This window comes from Shewanella sp. GD04112, assembly GCF_029835735.1.
Lineage (GTDB): Bacteria > Pseudomonadota > Gammaproteobacteria > Enterobacterales > Shewanellaceae > Shewanella.
On record NZ_JAOEAL010000001.1, the window covers coordinates 1,176,248 to 1,192,861 of the forward strand.

Annotated in this window: 15 protein-coding genes and 7 tRNA genes; 20 read left to right on the plus strand and 2 right to left on the minus strand. The window is 48.2% G+C overall.

Features of this window, described 5'->3' with window-relative positions; genetic code table 11:
- The first annotated feature begins 41 nt into the window (after nucleotides 1-41).
- The 8 genes from ychF (at nucleotide 42) to N7386_RS05195 (ending at nucleotide 2,132) form a co-directional block, all read left to right on the plus strand.
- On the plus strand, nucleotides 42-1,133 hold the full coding sequence (ychF, locus tag N7386_RS05160) for a redox-regulated ATPase YchF (protein ID WP_011621800.1): 1,092 nt from the start codon (nucleotides 42-44) through the stop codon (nucleotides 1,131-1,133).
- Nucleotides 1,134-1,340: 207 nt separating this feature from the next.
- Nucleotides 1,341-1,417, plus strand: a tRNA-Met gene (locus N7386_RS05165).
- A 54-nt stretch (nucleotides 1,418-1,471) separates the two neighbouring features.
- A tRNA-Leu gene (locus N7386_RS05170) sits at nucleotides 1,472-1,556 on the plus strand.
- Between the two features lie 47 nt (nucleotides 1,557-1,603).
- Nucleotides 1,604-1,678, plus strand: a tRNA-Gln gene (locus N7386_RS05175).
- A 22-nt stretch (nucleotides 1,679-1,700) separates the two neighbouring features.
- Nucleotides 1,701-1,775 (plus strand) — tRNA-Gln (locus N7386_RS05180).
- Nucleotide 1,776: 1 nt separating this feature from the next.
- Nucleotides 1,777-1,853, plus strand: a tRNA-Met gene (locus tag N7386_RS05185).
- 83 nt (nucleotides 1,854-1,936) lie between these two features.
- Nucleotides 1,937-2,021 (plus strand) — tRNA-Leu (locus N7386_RS05190).
- A 36-nt stretch (nucleotides 2,022-2,057) separates the two neighbouring features.
- Nucleotides 2,058-2,132 (plus strand) — tRNA-Gln (locus N7386_RS05195).
- Between the two features lie 304 nt (nucleotides 2,133-2,436).
- On the opposite strand, the gene N7386_RS05200 is transcribed toward N7386_RS05195, so the two are convergent.
- Nucleotides 2,437-3,072, minus strand: a complete 636-nt coding sequence (locus tag N7386_RS05200; RefSeq protein ID WP_279770965.1) for a hypothetical protein — start codon at nucleotides 3,070-3,072, stop codon at nucleotides 2,437-2,439.
- A 405-nt stretch (nucleotides 3,073-3,477) separates the two neighbouring features.
- On the opposite strand from N7386_RS05200, the gene N7386_RS05205 reads away from it, so the two are divergent.
- The 7 genes from N7386_RS05205 (at nucleotide 3,478) to secF (ending at nucleotide 10,153) form a co-directional block, all read left to right on the plus strand.
- A complete protein-coding gene (locus N7386_RS05205; protein ID WP_086903712.1) occupies nucleotides 3,478-4,074 on the plus strand; it encodes a PepSY-associated TM helix domain-containing protein in 597 nt (198 codons plus the stop codon).
- A 16-nt stretch (nucleotides 4,075-4,090) separates the two neighbouring features.
- On the plus strand, nucleotides 4,091-4,603 hold the full coding sequence (locus N7386_RS05210; protein WP_167373712.1) for a DUF2271 domain-containing protein: 513 nt from the start codon (nucleotides 4,091-4,093) through the stop codon (nucleotides 4,601-4,603).
- Between the two features lie 29 nt (nucleotides 4,604-4,632).
- Nucleotides 4,633-5,451: a DUF4198 domain-containing protein gene (locus tag N7386_RS05215; protein WP_011716132.1), complete on the plus strand. Its 819-nt coding sequence runs from the start codon at nucleotides 4,633-4,635 to the stop codon at nucleotides 5,449-5,451.
- 246 nt (nucleotides 5,452-5,697) lie between these two features.
- A complete protein-coding gene (gene greA / locus N7386_RS05220) occupies nucleotides 5,698-6,174 on the plus strand; it encodes a transcription elongation factor GreA (RefSeq protein WP_011621805.1) in 477 nt (158 codons plus the stop codon).
- Between the two features lie 313 nt (nucleotides 6,175-6,487).
- The gene (locus tag N7386_RS05225) at nucleotides 6,488-7,015 is read left to right on the plus strand and encodes a hypothetical protein (protein ID WP_279770968.1); all 528 of its coding nucleotides are present in this window, start codon (nucleotides 6,488-6,490) and stop codon (nucleotides 7,013-7,015) included.
- Between the two features lie 376 nt (nucleotides 7,016-7,391).
- Complete coding sequence (gene secD / locus N7386_RS05230; RefSeq protein ID WP_279767280.1) at nucleotides 7,392-9,266, plus strand: protein translocase subunit SecD; 1,875 nt, start codon at nucleotides 7,392-7,394, stop codon at nucleotides 9,264-9,266.
- A gap of 2 nt (nucleotides 9,267-9,268) precedes the next feature.
- Nucleotides 9,269-10,153 carry a protein translocase subunit SecF gene (gene secF / locus N7386_RS05235; RefSeq protein WP_126512608.1) on the plus strand — a complete coding sequence of 295 codons (885 nt, stop codon included), beginning with the start codon at nucleotides 9,269-9,271 and terminating at the stop codon, nucleotides 10,151-10,153.
- Nucleotides 10,154-10,210: 57 nt separating this feature from the next.
- Here secF and yhbY read toward each other — a convergent pair whose 3' ends face one another.
- Nucleotides 10,211-10,510 (minus strand): ribosome assembly RNA-binding protein YhbY, encoded by a 300-nt coding sequence (gene yhbY / locus N7386_RS05240; protein WP_011716136.1) that lies wholly within the window; start codon nucleotides 10,508-10,510, stop codon nucleotides 10,211-10,213.
- 90 nt (nucleotides 10,511-10,600) lie between these two features.
- On the opposite strand from yhbY, the gene rlmE reads away from it, so the two are divergent.
- The 5 genes from rlmE (at nucleotide 10,601) to tpiA (ending at nucleotide 16,614) form a co-directional block, all read left to right on the plus strand.
- On the plus strand, nucleotides 10,601-11,230 hold the full coding sequence (gene rlmE / locus N7386_RS05245) for a 23S rRNA (uridine(2552)-2'-O)-methyltransferase RlmE (protein ID WP_011621809.1): 630 nt from the start codon (nucleotides 10,601-10,603) through the stop codon (nucleotides 11,228-11,230).
- A 29-nt stretch (nucleotides 11,231-11,259) separates the two neighbouring features.
- Nucleotides 11,260-13,233, plus strand: coding sequence for an ATP-dependent zinc metalloprotease FtsH (ftsH, locus tag N7386_RS05250; RefSeq protein WP_167373646.1), 1,974 nt, complete (start codon nucleotides 11,260-11,262; stop codon nucleotides 13,231-13,233).
- 159 nt (nucleotides 13,234-13,392) lie between these two features.
- Entirely contained in the window at nucleotides 13,393-14,226 is an 834-nt protein-coding gene (gene folP / locus N7386_RS05255) for a dihydropteroate synthase (protein WP_279767286.1), read from the plus strand.
- A 74-nt stretch (nucleotides 14,227-14,300) separates the two neighbouring features.
- The gene (gene glmM / locus N7386_RS05260) at nucleotides 14,301-15,638 is read left to right on the plus strand and encodes a phosphoglucosamine mutase (RefSeq protein WP_279767288.1); all 1,338 of its coding nucleotides are present in this window, start codon (nucleotides 14,301-14,303) and stop codon (nucleotides 15,636-15,638) included.
- 193 nt (nucleotides 15,639-15,831) lie between these two features.
- The gene (gene tpiA / locus N7386_RS05265) at nucleotides 15,832-16,614 is read left to right on the plus strand and encodes a triose-phosphate isomerase (RefSeq protein ID WP_011071430.1); all 783 of its coding nucleotides are present in this window, start codon (nucleotides 15,832-15,834) and stop codon (nucleotides 16,612-16,614) included.

Genomic DNA, 16,614 nt, shown 5'->3' on the forward strand with positions numbered 1-16,614 from the left:
AGTGTGACTCGCCAGCCTATCATCGAGAGAAAGGTAAGAATATGGGTTTTAAATGCGGCATTGTTGGTCTTCCTAACGTAGGTAAATCAACGCTTTTTAATGCGTTAACTAAGGCTGGCATCGAAGCGGCAAACTTCCCGTTTTGTACCATCGAGCCAAACACTGGCGTTGTACCTGTGCCGGATCCACGCTTAGACGCGCTGGCGGCGATTGTCAATCCGCAGCGTGTACTGCCAACCACGATGGAATTCGTGGATATTGCTGGTCTAGTGGCGGGCGCGTCGAAAGGTGAAGGCCTAGGTAACAAGTTCCTTGCTAACATCCGCGAAACCGATGCTATCGGTCACGTTGTACGTTGCTTTGAAGATGACAACATTGTCCACGTGGCTAACCGTGTTGACCCTGCGCGCGATATCGAAGTGATCAACACTGAATTGGCATTAGCCGACTTAGACAGCTTAGAGCGTGCGGTGATCCGTCAACAAAAACGTGCTAAGGGCGGCGACAAAGACGCTAAGTTTGAAGTGGATGTTCTCGAGAAGATGCGTCCAATCCTCGATGAAGGCCATATGTTGCGTTCTATGGAGCTGTCTAAGGAAGAGTTAGAAGCGGTTGCTTACTTAAACTTCTTAACCTTAAAGCCAACCATGTACATTGCTAACGTGGCTGAAGATGGTTTCGAAAATAACCCACATTTAGATGCAGTGCGTGCCATCGCTGAAAAAGAAAACGCCATTGTTGTGTCAGTGTGCGCCGCCATTGAGTCAGAACTGGCTGAAATGGAGGCCGAAGAGCGTGATGAGTTTATGGCGGACCTCGGTTTAGAAGAGCCTGGGTTAGACCGCGTGATCCGCGCTGGTTACCAATTACTGAGCCTGCAAACTTACTTTACAGCGGGTGTAAAAGAAGTGCGCGCTTGGACCGTTTCTGTGGGCGCGACTGCACCTCAAGCGGCGGGCGTAATTCACACCGACTTCGAACGTGGCTTTATTCGTGCTCAAGTGATGGCATTTGACGACTTTATTACCTATAAAGGTGAAGCGGGCGCCAAAGAAGCGGGTAAGTTACGTGTAGAAGGCAAGACATACATTGTTCAAGACGGCGATGTAATGCACTTCCTGTTTAACGTATAACGGGTTTGATAAAGGGCTAAGCTTTAGAAAGTAAGGTAAAATACGGGCAACAGAGGGCGATTTAGCGCATCTGTTGCTCAGTTTGGTGAAGTAATAGCCGAACGGTTTGTCTCAAGGAAAATAGCGAAAAAAAGCTGTTGACCTCGATACCTCGAATAAGCATAATACGCCCCGTTCCTCGCTACGAGGGGCGCGCAATAACGAAGTGGCAATGTAGCTCAGCTGGTTAGAGCACAGCACTCATAATGCTGGGGTCGCAGGTTCAAGTCCCGCCATTGCTACCATTTCGTTATCCTAGCGTTTGCTAGCATCAATTCAGGATGTCAACTTGAAGCAGTGCGGGAATGGTGAAATTGGTAGACACGCCAGATTTAGGTTCTGGTGCCGAAAGGTGTGAGAGTTCAAGTCTCTCTTCCCGTACCATTATTTTTAAACATCGGCGTAAGCGGATGTATGAAACAAGTTAGTGATGGGGTATCGCCAAGCGGTAAGGCACCGGGTTTTGATCCCGGCATACCTAGGTTCGAATCCTAGTACCCCAGCCATCATTTCATGTTTCTCAGTTTTTGGGGTATCGCCAAGCGGTAAGGCACCGGGTTTTGATCCCGGCATACCTAGGTTCGAATCCTAGTACCCCAGCCATGGCAATGTAGCTCAGCTGGTTAGAGCACAGCACTCATAATGCTGGGGTCGCAGGTTCAAGTCCCGCCATTGCTACCATATTTAAATCCACGTTAAATCAATTTGATTTATCTGGTAAAAATCCAGAGACGCCTTTGTTTGCCAATCTGGTACATTTTGATGCGGGAATGGTGAAATTGGTAGACACGCCAGATTTAGGTTCTGGTGCCGCGAGGTGTGAGAGTTCAAGTCTCTCTTCCCGTACCATCAAAGTGAAACCTTCTAGGTTGATGAAAAGTTAATTGGGGTATCGCCAAGCGGTAAGGCACCGGGTTTTGATCCCGGCATACCTAGGTTCGAATCCTAGTACCCCAGCCATAGTTAAAAAGCCCGTCCTACGACGGGCTTTTTGCTTTCTGTCTTTTGTGATGTGCTTTTCGAGTCACTCCCTCATTACTTCGTTATCTTTCAATCTTCTGCTCTATTACTCGCGTGTTATGGCTTTACTCGAGCAAGCCTCGTGCTTGTATTTTGGCTATGTGCGAATGACTAAGATGTATTTAGGGGTTGGAATGGGTGTGTCATCGAGATAAAAAAGCCACAGTGCTTAATAACACTGTGGCTGACTAACACCGACAAAAGTGAAATGCGACTAAAACGCTCGCAGAGCGTAGATTAGTTATTATTGTACAGGTTTAACTTCTTTAACCGCTGCGGGAGCTGCGACTTCGCTCACTGCCTTTTCAAGTACCGCTTCCTGTGTCGCTTTTACATCGCCTGTGGCAACCGCTTTTAGGGGCGCAGCCGCTGGGATTTGTTCTTGCAGCTTTTCGGTGCCTGCATCTATCGCCTTTTGCTGTAGTTTTTGCGGATCTGTGTAGTCAGCCAGTTCTTTAGGCCAGCTTGGTACCAGTTTCTCAGCCTGATCGGTAAATTGCTCAGAGATAATTTTTGGCGAGCCACCCGTAAGCAACATCACCGCCATTTGGTTGGTTTCTGAGTTCCACACAAAGCCTGCTTTTTCGGCTATTTCTGGCACTGGTGTATAGGTCGATACCATATAAAACAGTGGGCCTTCCTGCTGGATTTTATCGGCGGTTTTAAGCAGCGATACTGTGGTCTCGTAGTTGTCTCCGAGCAGAGCCTTCATTCGATCTTTAATCAGCGGCTGTTCGAACAGCCCCACGTCATTGGGATTTAATCCGACAAGGGGTTTTAGTAGTGCCCACATGAGTTGGCCTTGGGGTGACATCAATAGCAGTGGGGCAACACAGGCATTAAGCATTAATGCGAGCCAAATAATGTTAAGGCAACGCATTTTTTTGAGCAGAGTTGTACTCAAGATGATATTTCCTTTGGAAGTACCAGCAAGTCGCCGGCGGCGGATTGTAGCCGATTGCGATTCTGTAAACGAGAGGGGTGAATAAGTAAATTTTTACAGGGATTAGAGGGTAAAAAGTTAAGTTTTATCTAATTGAATTTGTATTGGTTTTACAATTATTTCTGTTTTCTCCTCCTCAATTCTCGCTCTGTGAGTTTGCAATATTTCCCATCAACTTTGCCGTTATACCGTGCTTGTGATGTAAAGAATGTAAACCTGGGTTTTGTTGATAATAAATATCATTTACTCTCTATCCCATTAACTTTCGTTAATACAGGCTATTAGCTAACGGTTGGTGGCGATTTAGGCGCTCGCCTAATATCCCTTCTTGAGAGTCAGTCATTGAAATTAAAAGTTAGTAAATCATCGCTTTCCTTCGCTCGGATTATTCATGTTTATGTCTCTATGGCACTGCTGCTGTTAATGCTGTTTTTTGCCGTAACCGGGATCACCTTAAACCATCCCAATTGGTTTTCATCAGCAGATCAAGAGCCGCGACGTGAACAGTTTGATATTCCTAACTATTTGATACCCGCAGCGCCGCAGGAGCCTGAGTGGCGTTTAGCGGCGGGGCATTGGTTAAAAAGCCAGTGGGATATGGATATTGGCACTGCCGATATCGATGAGGATGAGATAAGCCTAGTGAATAAAGGCCCAGGCACGTATCGCACCGTCACCTTAGATCTGCTCGACGGCAAAGCCTATGTTGAGACCTTAGATTATGGCGTTGTTGCAGTGCTTAACGATCTGCACAAGGGGCGCAATACTGGGATAGTCTGGGCTTGGGTGTTAGATCTCTGCGCCTTGCTGATTATTCTCTTTTCGCTCACCGGCGCTTATTTGCTGCTGCCTCAAACGAAACGACTTAAAAAATCCTTGTTTTATATGGTGCTCGTCAGCTCAGGCTGTGCACTTGTGTATGTCTACTTTGTTCCATAGGGAGAACCGATTAATGATGCGTCAGCTTATTCGCACCAGCGCCATCGGTGCGTTGTTTGTGAGTTCAGCGGTATTTGCCGCGCCAAAAATGACCGTTGATTTGACCTTGCCTGAAATTACCGAAGGCCAGTATCACCGTCCCTATGTGGCCGTGTGGGTTGAGGATGCCAAGGGCCAAACCGTTAAAACCTTAAGCCTATGGGTATGGGACGAGGGCCATAAATGGCTTAAGGACATTCGCCGTTGGTGGCGAAAGGCGGGGCGTGAAGACATGAGTTTTGTCGACGGTATTGCCTCGGCGACCAAGCCTGCAGGTCATTACAAAATTGATTGGGACTTAACGGATGACGCGGGTAAGCCGCTGACTCCAGCCTCCTACACAGTGTTTATCGAAGTGGTGCGCGAGCACGGCGGGCGTGACCTCGTGAGACAAAATATTGATTTAACGGCGGGGGATTTTACCGCCCAACTACCAGCGACCACTGAAACTGGCGTGATTGATATTCGCTTAAGCGGTATGACTCGCTAAGCCCTGCACTTTACTGAAAGGATATGAAGATGAAACTACGTTTACTTGCCTTAGTTAGCGCGCTCTGCATCAGCCCATTGGCGAGCAGCCATGACCGCTGGATTTTACCTAGCCACTATAACGTCTCGGCCGAAAGCCAAGAGGCGGTGTGGATCACCTCGGATGTGTCTGCCAGTAACCAAGTCTTTATGTTTGATAAGCCGGTCACCGCCAGCGATGTACGAGTGTACTTACCCGATGGCAAGCCAAGCTCTCCAAGTTCAAGTTACACTGGTGGTCGTAAATCGGTTTTCGACGTGCAATTACTGCAAGACGGTACCTATAAGTTTGAAAAGGAAGTCACGCCGAGATACTTTTCTGTTTATAAAATCAAAGGTAAAGAAGGCATGGTTCGCAGTCGACTCGATAAAAAAGCGACAGCGGCCGTGATGCCAAAGGATGCCTATGAGCTAAAAGGTTCATTAAATGTGGCGCGGGTCGAAACCTATGTGACCCGCAACAAACCCACCGATAAGGTATTAGCACCGAAAGGTGAATACTTGGAATTGGTGCCTATTACCCATCCCGCTGATATCGTTGAAAATGAACCCGCAACACTGCAGTTTGTTTACGATGGTAAACCTGTCGAGGGCGTGAGTGTGGCGATCATGAAGGATGGCAGCCTGTACCGTAATAAGCCGGAAGAAATCAGTTTAACTTCGGATAAAGAAGGTAAAGTGGCGATGACGCTGCCAGCTGCTGGTCGTTATCTGCTGCATGCTTCAATCGAACGTCCAAGTCCTGATAAATCTCTTGCCGATAAAACAGTTAGCGAAATCTTTTTGACCTTCGAAGCTGGGCTTGAATAAGCGCATGCTTTAACGCTCCCCATGCCCACAAATTCATTTGTGGGCATTTTGCCCCACTTAAGTTCGCACTATTATACTTTGGCACTAGCATCTGAGCGTGAGCTTCAGTAAGCTGCACTGGTGCATAGTTCTTGATGCATCCCAAGCGCATAACGATTAGAATAGCGCAATTCCACCCTGATTTTACTGTGTTGACCTTTAGCGTCGGCACGGGTTGCTTTTGTTTTAAAGGAGACGAAAGAAGTTATGACTAAGGTTCCTATGACAGTTGTTGGTGCAGAACAGCTGCGTAAAGAGTTAGATATGCTCAAGTTTGAACGTCGCCCGAAAATCACTGAAGCGATTGCCTCAGCGAGAGAGTTAGGCGATCTGAAGGAAAACGCGGAATATCATGCAGCCCGTGAAGAGCAAGGGATCTGTGAAGCGCGTATCCGTGACATTGAAGGCAAACTTTCTAACGCGCAGATCATCGACGTGACTAAGATGGCGAACAATGGTCGTATCATTTTTGGTACCACAGTGACTATCCTCAATCTGGATACTGATGCGGAAGTGACTTACCGTATCGTGGGCGATGATGAAGCTAACATCAAAGAAAACCTGATTTCAGTCAACTCTCCGATTGCCCGTGGTTTAGTGGGTAAGAATGAAGGTGATGAAGTGTCGATCGCAACCCCAGGTGGCTTGACCGATTACGAAATTATTTCGGTGCAATACATCTAAGTCTTGGTCTCACCAGACTCGCTTATTTACCGATACGAAGCCGCCTAGCGCGGCTTTTTTATGCCTTTTTTATATCTCAGGCACTGCAATATCAGTGTCCTTGGCGCACAAATAAGCAAGATGGATAAAGTTTAATTTGCCTCTGAGGCGGCGGTTACCTAAGCTGCATGCTTGGAGCTTTCTATGCATTCATCAAGGTTCTTTACGAAAGCTATCCAAAAAAGTGTTGTTTCTTCTGCAAATATTTCATCACGTAAAAGTTGCGTGTACCTTTTAGGAACTGAGTTTGATTAAGCACTGGCGCCAAGGATTAATGTTACTCTGTGTGTCGATCATCTTGATCGCCCATACGGGTGGCTATGCGCCGCGCAGCTTAACCGCCCAGCAACTGCATCTGGCGCCTAAAACGGTAGCGACAACGGTAGTAACAACTGCGTCTACCGCGGATACGCCGTCACTCACTGCGCAACAGAGCACTGCATCACATCACTCAACGGCACAATCGACGGCGAGCGATAGCCAAGCTGTCTGCACCGATTCAGATAAAGCACAGGCCACCGATTGCTCCGAGTCAGAATTAGTCAGTCACTCGGATGATTTTAATTTTGCTCCGGCTAACTCCCAGCGTTTTATCAATCTTGTTCAGCATGATATGCGTGAGGTGAAGCCTGTTTACCTGTTGGCTTTTGAGTTCGAACCAGAGCCTGCGCCCGCATTAGGGGAAAATATTCGCCTCGATGCTCGCCCGGATTGGACCCTCTTAGCCGAATCTTCACCAGCGCGGATCTCCGGCTGGAAAGTCTCCAACCTCCAATATCGCTTTAGTCAGCAAGCCGCTTAACTCACCGCTCCCTGTAGCAAGTTAGCAATGCTTATCCATAATTACCGTTTGAGTTCATCATCTGAACCAGAGGTCGTTAGGGATGTCTTTGATTAACTTGCATTTTGTCATCCGAAACCTGTACCCGATAACCTAGCATCAAAGCCTGCGGTGTGGTCGCCGAAGGTGCGACTAAATCGCATGGGATTTAAATCCATTCGGTTTAGACGGATTTTAATCGGTTATTACCACTGAGTTTGCTCGCATTTAGCGTTCTCCTTGTGGGATCCGTGTTTACAGGTTTCACCGTAATACAGTGATTGTTCGCTCATGTTTAGCTGCACTATTTGCGCTGCAGATGGCTATTGGAGCGGGCAATATCATGCGAGTGATATCTATGGATAAAATTCAGAGTAAAAAGCTGCTAAATCATTATTCAGCTTGGAAATACGTTGTGCTTATCGTCACGATTATCGTGATGTTATTTAGCGCCTTACCGACTTGGTATGGAGAAGATGCCGCCGTGCAGGTGGGCGCTAAAGCGGGGCTTAATTTAACCCCCATCGAACTGCGGGATAAATTAAAGGCGCAGGGCGTTGATGTTAAGCGTATCGAAGTTAAGCATGCCCAACATGGCAACGCCAACAGCTCAGAAGACTGGCAAACCCTTATTGTACTCAATGATGACAGCGAGCAAACCTTAGTGAAGACCTTAGTGTCATCCATGGTGAGTGAGCCGAAAGAACTCACGCTGGCACTGGTGAGTGCTGCGCCAAGTTGGCTGCAAAATATGGGCTTTGAACCGATTAAACTCGGGCTCGATTTGCGCGGTGGGGTGCAATTTTTGCTGGATGTGGATGTGCAGCCCGTCTATCAAGCCCAAGCCGATGCATTAGTCGAGTCCCTTAGACAGTTTTTGCGCGAACAACAAATTCGCGGCGCCAGTGTACGTATTGATAGCACGCGCGATGACGCAGGGTTGCAAATTGCAATTGCATTTAATGAAGCGGCTGAATCCACCAATAATGCGCGCTCAGCCATTCGCCAGTTTATGCAACAAAGCTACCCGACTTGGCAATTAACCAATGCGGATAATGGCTTAGTCGTAAAGCTCGCTCAAGAAGAGCAAATCAAGTTACGTAATTTAACCGTGCAGCAAAACCTGCAAATTATGCGTAGCCGGATTGAGGAGTTAGGGATTACAGAAGCCTTAGTACAGCGTCAGGGCGAACATCGTATTCGCATCGAGCTGCCCGGTGTCCAAGACCCCGCCGCTGCGAAAAACGTGATTGGTGCGACCGCAAGCTTGGCCTTTTTTGAAGTTAAAGAATCGGGTTCAGTGAATGCGCAGGTACTGAAGGATAAATCTGGCAATCCTGTTTATGTTGCACGCACGCCGGTATTGGGCGGCGATCATATTGTCGATGCCCGCGCCAATATTGGCGAAATGGGCATGGCCGAAGTGAACATTCACCTCGACCGAATAGGCGGCCAAAAAATGTCGGAGTTTTCCCGCGCCAATATCGGTAAGCCGATGGCAACATCCTACAGCGAATACAGCCGGGATGAGCAGGGCAAAGCCAAGCAGACCCAAGAGATCATTAGTGTCGCGACCATTCAATCACAGCTGGGAGATCGTTTCAGGATCACTGGCGCAGGCACCTATCAAGAGGCGCAGCAATTAGCCTTGTTGCTACGCGCTGGCTCCATGACGGCGCCTGTGACTATTGTTGAAGAACGCACCATTGGCCCAACCCTAGGTGCCGAAAACATTCAAAATGGCTTTGCAGCGCTCGGCCTTGGTATGGGAATTACCTTGTTGTTTATGGCGCTCTGGTATCGCCGTCTCGGTTGGGTGGCCAACGTGGCCTTGATTGCCAACATGGTGATCCTCTTTGGTTTGCTGGCGCTGATCCCCGGCGCAGTACTGACCTTACCCGGCATTGCCGGTCTGGTGTTGACGGTTGGTATGGCGGTCGATACCAACGTGCTGATCTTCGAGCGGATTAAAGACAAGTTAAAAGAGGGGCGCAGCTTCGCCCTAGCGATTGACACTGGCTTTGACAGCGCGTTCTCAACCATTTTCGACGCTAACTTCACCACTATGATCACCGCGGTTGTGCTCTATTCCATCGGTAATGGCCCCATCCAAGGCTTCGCCTTGACCTTAGGTTTAGGTCTGCTGACCAGTATGTTTACCGGTATTTTTGCCTCAAGAGCCTTAATCAACCTAGTGTATGGGCGTGATGCGCGCCGCCATGTGAGGGTATAACTATGAAGAATCTCAATCTGACCAAATGGCGTTATGTGTCGAGCGCTATCTCTATCTTTTTAATGTTGGCCTCTCTCACCATCATCGGGATGAAAGGCTTTAACTGGGGTTTAGACTTTACAGGCGGTGTGGTAACTGAGGTGCAGCTCGACAGACGGATCACCAGCAGCGAGCTGCAACCGCTATTGAACGCGGCTTATCAGCAAGAGGTGACTGTGATTTCGGCCAGTGAGCCCGGACGTTGGGTATTACGCTATGCTGACACAGCGCAAAGTAATGTCGATATTCAAGAAACCTTAGCGCCACTGGGTGAGGTGCAAGTACTGAACACCAGTATTGTCGGCCCGCAAGTGGGTAAAGAGTTAGCCGAGCAGGGCGGTCTTGCTTTGTTGGTGGCCATGCTGTGTATCTTAGGCTATTTGAGTTATCGCTTCGAATGGCGTCTCGCCTCCGGTGCGTTATTTGCACTGGTGCACGACGTGATTTTCGTGCTCGCCTTTTTCTCATTAACCCAAATGGAGTTTAATTTAACCGTGCTCGCCGCCGTGCTGGCGATTTTAGGCTATTCGCTCAACGATTCGATCATTATTGCCGACCGGATCCGGGAGTTATTGATTGCCAAACCAAAGCTTGCTATCCAAGAGATTAACAACCAAGCGATTGTCGCGACATTTTCCCGTACCATGGTAACTTCGGGAACCACCTTAATGACGGTGGGAGCGCTATGGATTATGGGTGGCGGGCCGTTGGAAGGATTCTCAATAGCCATGTTTATCGGCATTTTAACTGGCACTTTCTCATCAATATCGGTCGGGACTTCATTGCCCGAATTTTTGGGATTAACGCCAGAGCATTATAAAGTGCAAGTCATCACAGATACGCCATAAGAGCTAAAAACAAAACGGCCACTCGCTTGAGTGGCCGTTTTGTTTAAGGTTGGAAAATTACTTAGCTCTTGGCAGGGCAATTTTCATTTCAGGCGATTGACGATAAATCACCAGAATATGACCAATAAGTTGCACTTTTGCAGATTGAGTTTCACGTACTATGGCATCAACGATGGCATTTTTTAGCTCTCTATCGGTAGAGGCTACTTTCACTTTAATCAGTTCATGATAAGCGAGTGCGCTTTCAATTTCAGCGAGTACACCTTCAGTCAATCCATTGGCACCAAGCAGCACCACTGGCTTTAAATTGTGCGCCAGACCTTTTAAATGCTGTTTTTGTTTGGTTGTTAAGTTCATTTCTACCAACTTTTGCTGAGTTACTGTTGAAAAACCGCTATTCTACCCTTATATAGCCCTTGTGTAACTCTCAATTGTTGCGGATTTTAAATGTCAGGTAAAAAACGTACGGCCAGTTCCACCCGTTGGATGCAGGAACACTTTGATGATCATTATGTCAAACTAGCACAGAAACGGGGATTGCGTTCTCGCGCTGCGTTCAAGCTTGAGGAGCTCCAGGAGAAGGACCAATTGATCCGCCCAGGTATGACTGTGGTGGACTTAGGTGCGGCTCCTGGTGGTTGGTCTCAAATAGCCGTCAAGCTGACCGGAGATAAAGGTAAAGTGATCGCCTGTGATATTTTGCCAATGGATCCCATCGTCGGCGTGGATTTCTTGCAAGGGGACTTTCGTGAAGAGAAAGTACTCGAAGCATTGCTAACTCGCGTCGGTGCGGATAAGGTTGACGTTGTATTGTCTGATATGGCGCCCAACATGAGTGGTTCCGATGGTGTCGATCAACCGCGCGCCATGTATTTAGTCGAACTGGCGTTAGATATGTGTCATCAAGTATTGGCACCTAACGGCAGTTTTGCGGTCAAAGTCTTTCAGGGGGAGGGGTTTGACGAATATATGAAGGCGGTAAAAGACGCATTCAAAGTAGTAAAAACACGTAAACCGGACTCGTCGCGGGCACGCTCCCGTGAAGTCTATCTTGTGGCGACAGGGTACAAGTTGTAGTACCCTAGCGTTAATCATCGCAAGACTTTATGAGGTCTAGTAATTTGAGTGACATGGCAAAAAATCTAATACTCTGGGTTGTCATCGCCGTTGTGCTGATGTCAGTGTTTCAGGGTTACTCCCCCTCTTCTTCGTCATCGCAGAAGATGGATTATTCTACGTTCCTAGACAATGTTCGTGATGGACAAGTCGCCAGTGTTGAAGTGAAAAGTGACCAACGTACTATCGAAGGTTCTAAGCGCACGGGCGAAAAATTCACGACCATCATGCCACTGTATGACCAAGATTTAATTAATGATCTTGACCGTAAAGGCATCACCATGAAAGGCCAAGAAGCCGAAGAGTCGGGTTTCTTAACCCAGATCTTTATTTCTTGGTTCCCAATGTTGCTGCTGATTGGGGTATGGATTTTCTTTATGCGCCAGATGCAGGGCGGCGGTGGCAAAGGCGCTATGTCTTTTGGCAAGAGCAAAGCCAAGCTGATGAGCGAAGATCAAATCAAGACCACTTTTGCTGACGTTGCTGGCTGTGATGAAGCCAAAGAAGAAGTGAAAGAGCTGGTCGATTATCTGCGTGATCCAACCAAATTCCAAAAACTGGGTGGCCGTATTCCAACGGGCGTGCTCATGGTTGGCCCACCAGGTACAGGTAAAACCTTACTGGCTAAAGCGATTGCGGGCGAGTCAAAGGTACCTTTCTTTACCATTTCGGGTTCTGACTTCGTAGAAATGTTCGTCGGTGTCGGTGCATCTCGTGTACGTGACATGTTCGAACAAGCGAAGAAATCAGCCCCTTGTATTATCTTCATCGACGAAATCGATGCCGTAGGTCGCCAACGTGGTGCTGGCTTAGGTGGTGGGCACGATGAACGTGAGCAAACCCTTAACCAAATGCTGGTTGAGATGGACGGCTTCGAAGGTAACGAAGGGATTATCGTGATTGCTGCAACCAACCGCCCAGACGTATTAGACTCTGCGCTGCTGCGTCCAGGTCGTTTCGACCGTCAAGTGGTTGTAGGTCTGCCGGACGTTCGCGGTCGTGAGCAAATCCTTAAAGTGCATATGCGTAAAGTGCCGCTTTCTGAAGATGTGAAAGCAAGCGTAATTGCTCGCGGTACGCCAGGTTTCTCCGGTGCCGATTTAGCCAACTTAGTTAACGAAGCTGCACTATTTGCGGCGCGCGGTAACCGCCGTGTTGTCGGTATGGAAGAATTCGAGCGCGCTAAAGACAAGATCATGATGGGTGCTGAGCGCCGCTCTATGGTGATGTCAGAAGCCGAGAAAGAAATGACGGCATACCACGAAGCGGGCCACGCTATTGTGGGCTGTTTAGTGCCAGAGCATGACCCTGTGCACAAGGTAACCATTATTCCACGTGGTCGTGCGCTGGGTGTGACCTTCTTCTTACCTGAAGCCGATGCGATTAGCCAAAGCCGTCGTAAGTTAGAAAGCCAGATTTCGGTTGCCTACGGTGGTCGTTTAGCCGAAGAGCTGATCTACGGCAGCGAAAAAGTGTCTACAGGTGCTTCGCAAGATATTAAATACGCGACATCGATTGCCCGTAACATGGTGACCCAGTGGGGCTTCTCCGACAAACTCGGTCCATTACTCTATGCCGAGGAAGAAGGTGAAGTGTTCTTAGGTCGTAGCATGGGTAAAGCCAAGGCGATGTCCGATGAAACCGCGACGGTTATCGATGCCGAGGTGAAAGCCTTTATCGATAAAAACTATGGCCGCGCTAAGCAAATTCTGCTGGATAACATCGATATTCTACATTCGATGAAAGACGCGCTGATGAAGTATGAAACCATTGACTCACTGCAAATTGACGATTTGATGAACCGTCGTGAAGTGCGTCAGCCTGCCGATTGGCAAGCGGATGACAATGGTTCAAACGACAAAGGCAATGGCAAAGGTGAACCTGCCGTTAAAGTCGACGAAGTGGTAAAGGCCGCTCCCGTTGAGGCAGAGCTGAAAGATGCCGATGAGTCACCCGTTAAGTAGCGGTTGTTAATTGAAAGAGAACCCCGTTAAGGGGTTTTCTTGTTTTATCTTGCTAGAAAATTGACTGCGCTGTCATTCAATATAAATCAGTCACATGAATGAACCCGCGCAGTAAACGGATGAAACGCGCTAGCAAGCTGTCCCATATGGAGTCAATGCGTGTTTGAATTAATTGCTGGAAACAAACGCTTATCCTTAGCTTCGCCCGTCGTGATGGGCATTTTGAATGTTACTCCCGATTCTTTTTCCGACGGTGGAAAGTTCTCTTCCTTTGAATTAGCTTGCCAACATGCCGATGACATGGTGGCCCAAGGTGCGCTTATCATCGATATCGGTGGCGAGTCGACAAGGCCGGGTGCGGCCGATGTGACGGTTGAGGATGAGCTCGCCCGTGTGATCCCTCTGGTGGAATATGTCGCTAAACATCATGATGTGTGGATTTCAGTCGATACCAGTAAACCGGAAGTGATGCGACAAGCGGTGAATGCTGGTGCGCATTTAATCAACGATGTTAGAGCCTTGTTAGAGCCAGGGGCATTAGAGACTGCGGCGCAGCTAAATGTGCCCATCTGTTTGATGCACATGCAGGGCGCGCCGCAAAGTATGCAAACGGCACCCGAATACCAAGACGTGGTTGCCGATGTTACTGAGTTTTTGCGCGAGCGTATTCAAGCCTGCATCGATGCGGGGATCCCGCGGGAGCGATTGTTAATCGACCCGGGCTTTGGCTTTGGTAAAACCTTAGAACATAACTATGAACTGCTCGCGAAGTTAGAGCGTTTTGAGCAGTTTGAGCTGCCGATATTGATAGGTTTATCCCGTAAGAGCATGATAGGAAACCTTCTCGCTAGACCGACCTCCGAGCGTCTAGCGGGGAGCCTTGCTGGTGCCATGATAGCGGCCCAGAAAGGGGCACATATCATTCGTGTTCATGATGTCCCTGAAACTGTCGATATGCTGAAAGTGTTACAAGCGACACAGGCATCTCTATAAAGGCTATTTTTGTTAAGTATTTCATTAATATTATGATCCCAACCGAAGGGACACATTGAAGTTTGTGGGGCGATATGAGCGAACGTAAATTTTTTGGAACCGATGGTATTCGTGGCAAGGTAGGTTCAGGCCAGATGACTCCCGAGCTGGCATTAAAGTTGGGTTGGGCTGCGGGACGAGTGTTATCCCGCAGCGGCACGAAAAAAGTGATTATTGGTAAAGATACTCGTATTTCGGGTTATATGTTTGAGTCAGCTTTAGAGGCAGGTCTTTCAGCAGCGGGCCTCAATGTGATGTTAATGGGACCCATGCCAACACCCGCTGTGGCATATCTTACTCGCACTTTCCGCGCCGAAGCGGGGGTGGTGATCAGTGCATCCCACAATCCATATTATGATAACGGCATTAAATTTTTCTCCAATGATGGCAGCAAGCTCGACGATAACTTAGAGCTAGAAATTGAAGCCGAATTAGAAAAGCCCTTAGAGTGTGTCGAGTCGCATTTATTGGGCAAAGTGTCACGTATCGAAGATGCGCGTGGCCGTTATATCGAATATTGCAAGGGTAACTTCCCTGCGGATCAAACCCTAACAGGGTTAAAAATTGTCGTGGACTGTGCTCACGGTGCAACCTATCACATTGCACCTGCGGTATTCCGTGAGTTAGGCGCAGAGGTGATTGCCATTGGTGATAAGCCCAATGGCGTCAACATCAATGACAAAGTGGGCGCCACGTCCATGGCGAAAATCTGCGAAACCGTATTGACCGAGGGCGCCGATTTAGGGATTGCACTCGATGGTGACGGTGACCGTATTATGATGGTCAACAGCCGCGGTGAAGTTATCGATGGTGACCAAATTCTCTATATTCTGGCCTGCGATGCTAAAGCCCGTGGCGTGCTGCGTGGTGGCGTTGTCGGCACGCTAATGTCTAATCTAGGCCTCGATTTAGCCTTGCAAGCCTTAGATATTCCCTTTGCCCGCTCTAAAGTGGGTGACCGTTATGTGATGGAGTTACTGAAAGAACTCGATTGGCGTATCGGTGGTGAAAACTCGGGGCACATCCTTAACCTTGACCATGGCACGACGGGAGATGGTATCGTGGCAGGTATCTTGGTATTGGCGGCAATGCGTCGACAAAATGCCACATTAGAGCAACTCACGGCCCCGATGGAGATGCTGCCACAGGTGTTAGTGAATGTTCGTTATGAGGGGGAACACGACCCATTAAGCTCAGATAAAGTTAAAGCCGCCCAAGCTCAGGTTGAATCACAACTGGGTGCCCGAGGTCGCGTATTACTACGTAAATCAGGTACTGAACCGTTAATTCGCGTAATGGTTGAAGGTGATGATCACAATACTGTGTTAGCGCACGCCAATTTGATCGCAGATGCGGTAAAATCGGCGAGCTAATCACACCAATCTTTAGTCGAGTGCAGCTGATACCGATTAAAAATGAAGGTGTTAGCTGCATTAATGAGCAAGAATAGGGTTTGGCGTGTAAAAAGTAAGCATTCCAACCTAATATCTGAAAAATTTCGAATTTAGCTATTGTAACTTAATAAGTGGTTCGCTATTATTCACGCCGCTTTCAGAGGAGACAGTGATGGCACTCAGACGTCCTATGGTAGCTGGCAATTGGAAGATGAACGGCAGCGCGGCATTAGCCCAAGAGTTGTTCAAGAAATTTGCCTCAAAGCTCCAAAATGATTCAGCTGAAGTGGTTTTATGCCCGCCTTCTATCTATCTAGAAAGCGTAAGGCAACTGCTAGAAGCAAACAAGGAAGCGTTAGACGGTTCACTTGTTAGGATGGGCGCTCAAAATTTAAGTCAACATGACTTTGGCGCTTATACCGGAGAAGTTTCGGGCCAGATGCTTAAAGATTGCGGATGTCGATATGTCATTATCGGGCATTCAGAACGTCGCCGTATGTACGGAGAGACGAGTAATATCGTAGCGGAGAAATTTGCTGCAGCACAAAAGCACGGTTTAACCCCCATTTTATGCGTGGGTGAGTCCGGTCCAGCACGTGAAGCAAGACGTACCTTCGAGGTGATTGCGGAAGAGTTGGATATAGTGATCCAGAAAAATGGCACTATGGCTTTTGATAACGCCATTATCGCTTACGAGCCGTTATGGGCCGTAGGGACTGGTAAGAGCGCGACACCAGAGCAGGCACAAGAAGTACATGCGTTTATACGCAAGCGTCTCTCTGAAGTGTCTCCGTTTATCGGAGAAAATATCAGGATTTTGTACGGTGGCAGTGTGACACCGAGTAATGCGGCAGATTTATTTGCCCAACCTGATGTTGATGGTGGACTGATTGGCGGTGCCAGTTTAAACTCTACCGAGTTTTTAAGTCTGTGTACCATAGCGATGAGCGCATAA

Coding starts and splice junctions, on each gene's coding strand:
- ychF (WP_011621800.1), top strand. CDS start 42: ATGGGTTTTAAATGCGGCATTGTTGGTCTTCCTAACGTAGGTAAATCA.
- N7386_RS05200 (WP_279770965.1), bottom strand. CDS start 3,072: ATGCGTTGCCTTAACATTATTTGGCTCGCATTAATGCTTAATGCCTGT.
- N7386_RS05210 (WP_167373712.1), top strand. CDS start 4,091: ATGCGTCAGCTTATTCGCACCAGCGCCATCGGTGCGTTGTTTGTGAGT.
- N7386_RS05215 (WP_011716132.1), top strand. CDS start 4,633: ATGAAACTACGTTTACTTGCCTTAGTTAGCGCGCTCTGCATCAGCCCA.
- greA (WP_011621805.1), top strand. CDS start 5,698: ATGACTAAGGTTCCTATGACAGTTGTTGGTGCAGAACAGCTGCGTAAA.
- N7386_RS05225 (WP_279770968.1), top strand. CDS start 6,488: ATGTTACTCTGTGTGTCGATCATCTTGATCGCCCATACGGGTGGCTAT.
- secD (WP_279767280.1), top strand. CDS start 7,392: ATGGATAAAATTCAGAGTAAAAAGCTGCTAAATCATTATTCAGCTTGG.
- secF (WP_126512608.1), top strand. CDS start 9,269: ATGAAGAATCTCAATCTGACCAAATGGCGTTATGTGTCGAGCGCTATC.
- yhbY (WP_011716136.1), bottom strand. CDS start 10,510: ATGAACTTAACAACCAAACAAAAACAGCATTTAAAAGGTCTGGCGCAC.
- rlmE (WP_011621809.1), top strand. CDS start 10,601: ATGTCAGGTAAAAAACGTACGGCCAGTTCCACCCGTTGGATGCAGGAA.
- ftsH (WP_167373646.1), top strand. CDS start 11,260: ATGAGGTCTAGTAATTTGAGTGACATGGCAAAAAATCTAATACTCTGG.
- glmM (WP_279767288.1), top strand. CDS start 14,301: ATGAGCGAACGTAAATTTTTTGGAACCGATGGTATTCGTGGCAAGGTA.
- tpiA (WP_011071430.1), top strand. CDS start 15,832: ATGGCACTCAGACGTCCTATGGTAGCTGGCAATTGGAAGATGAACGGC.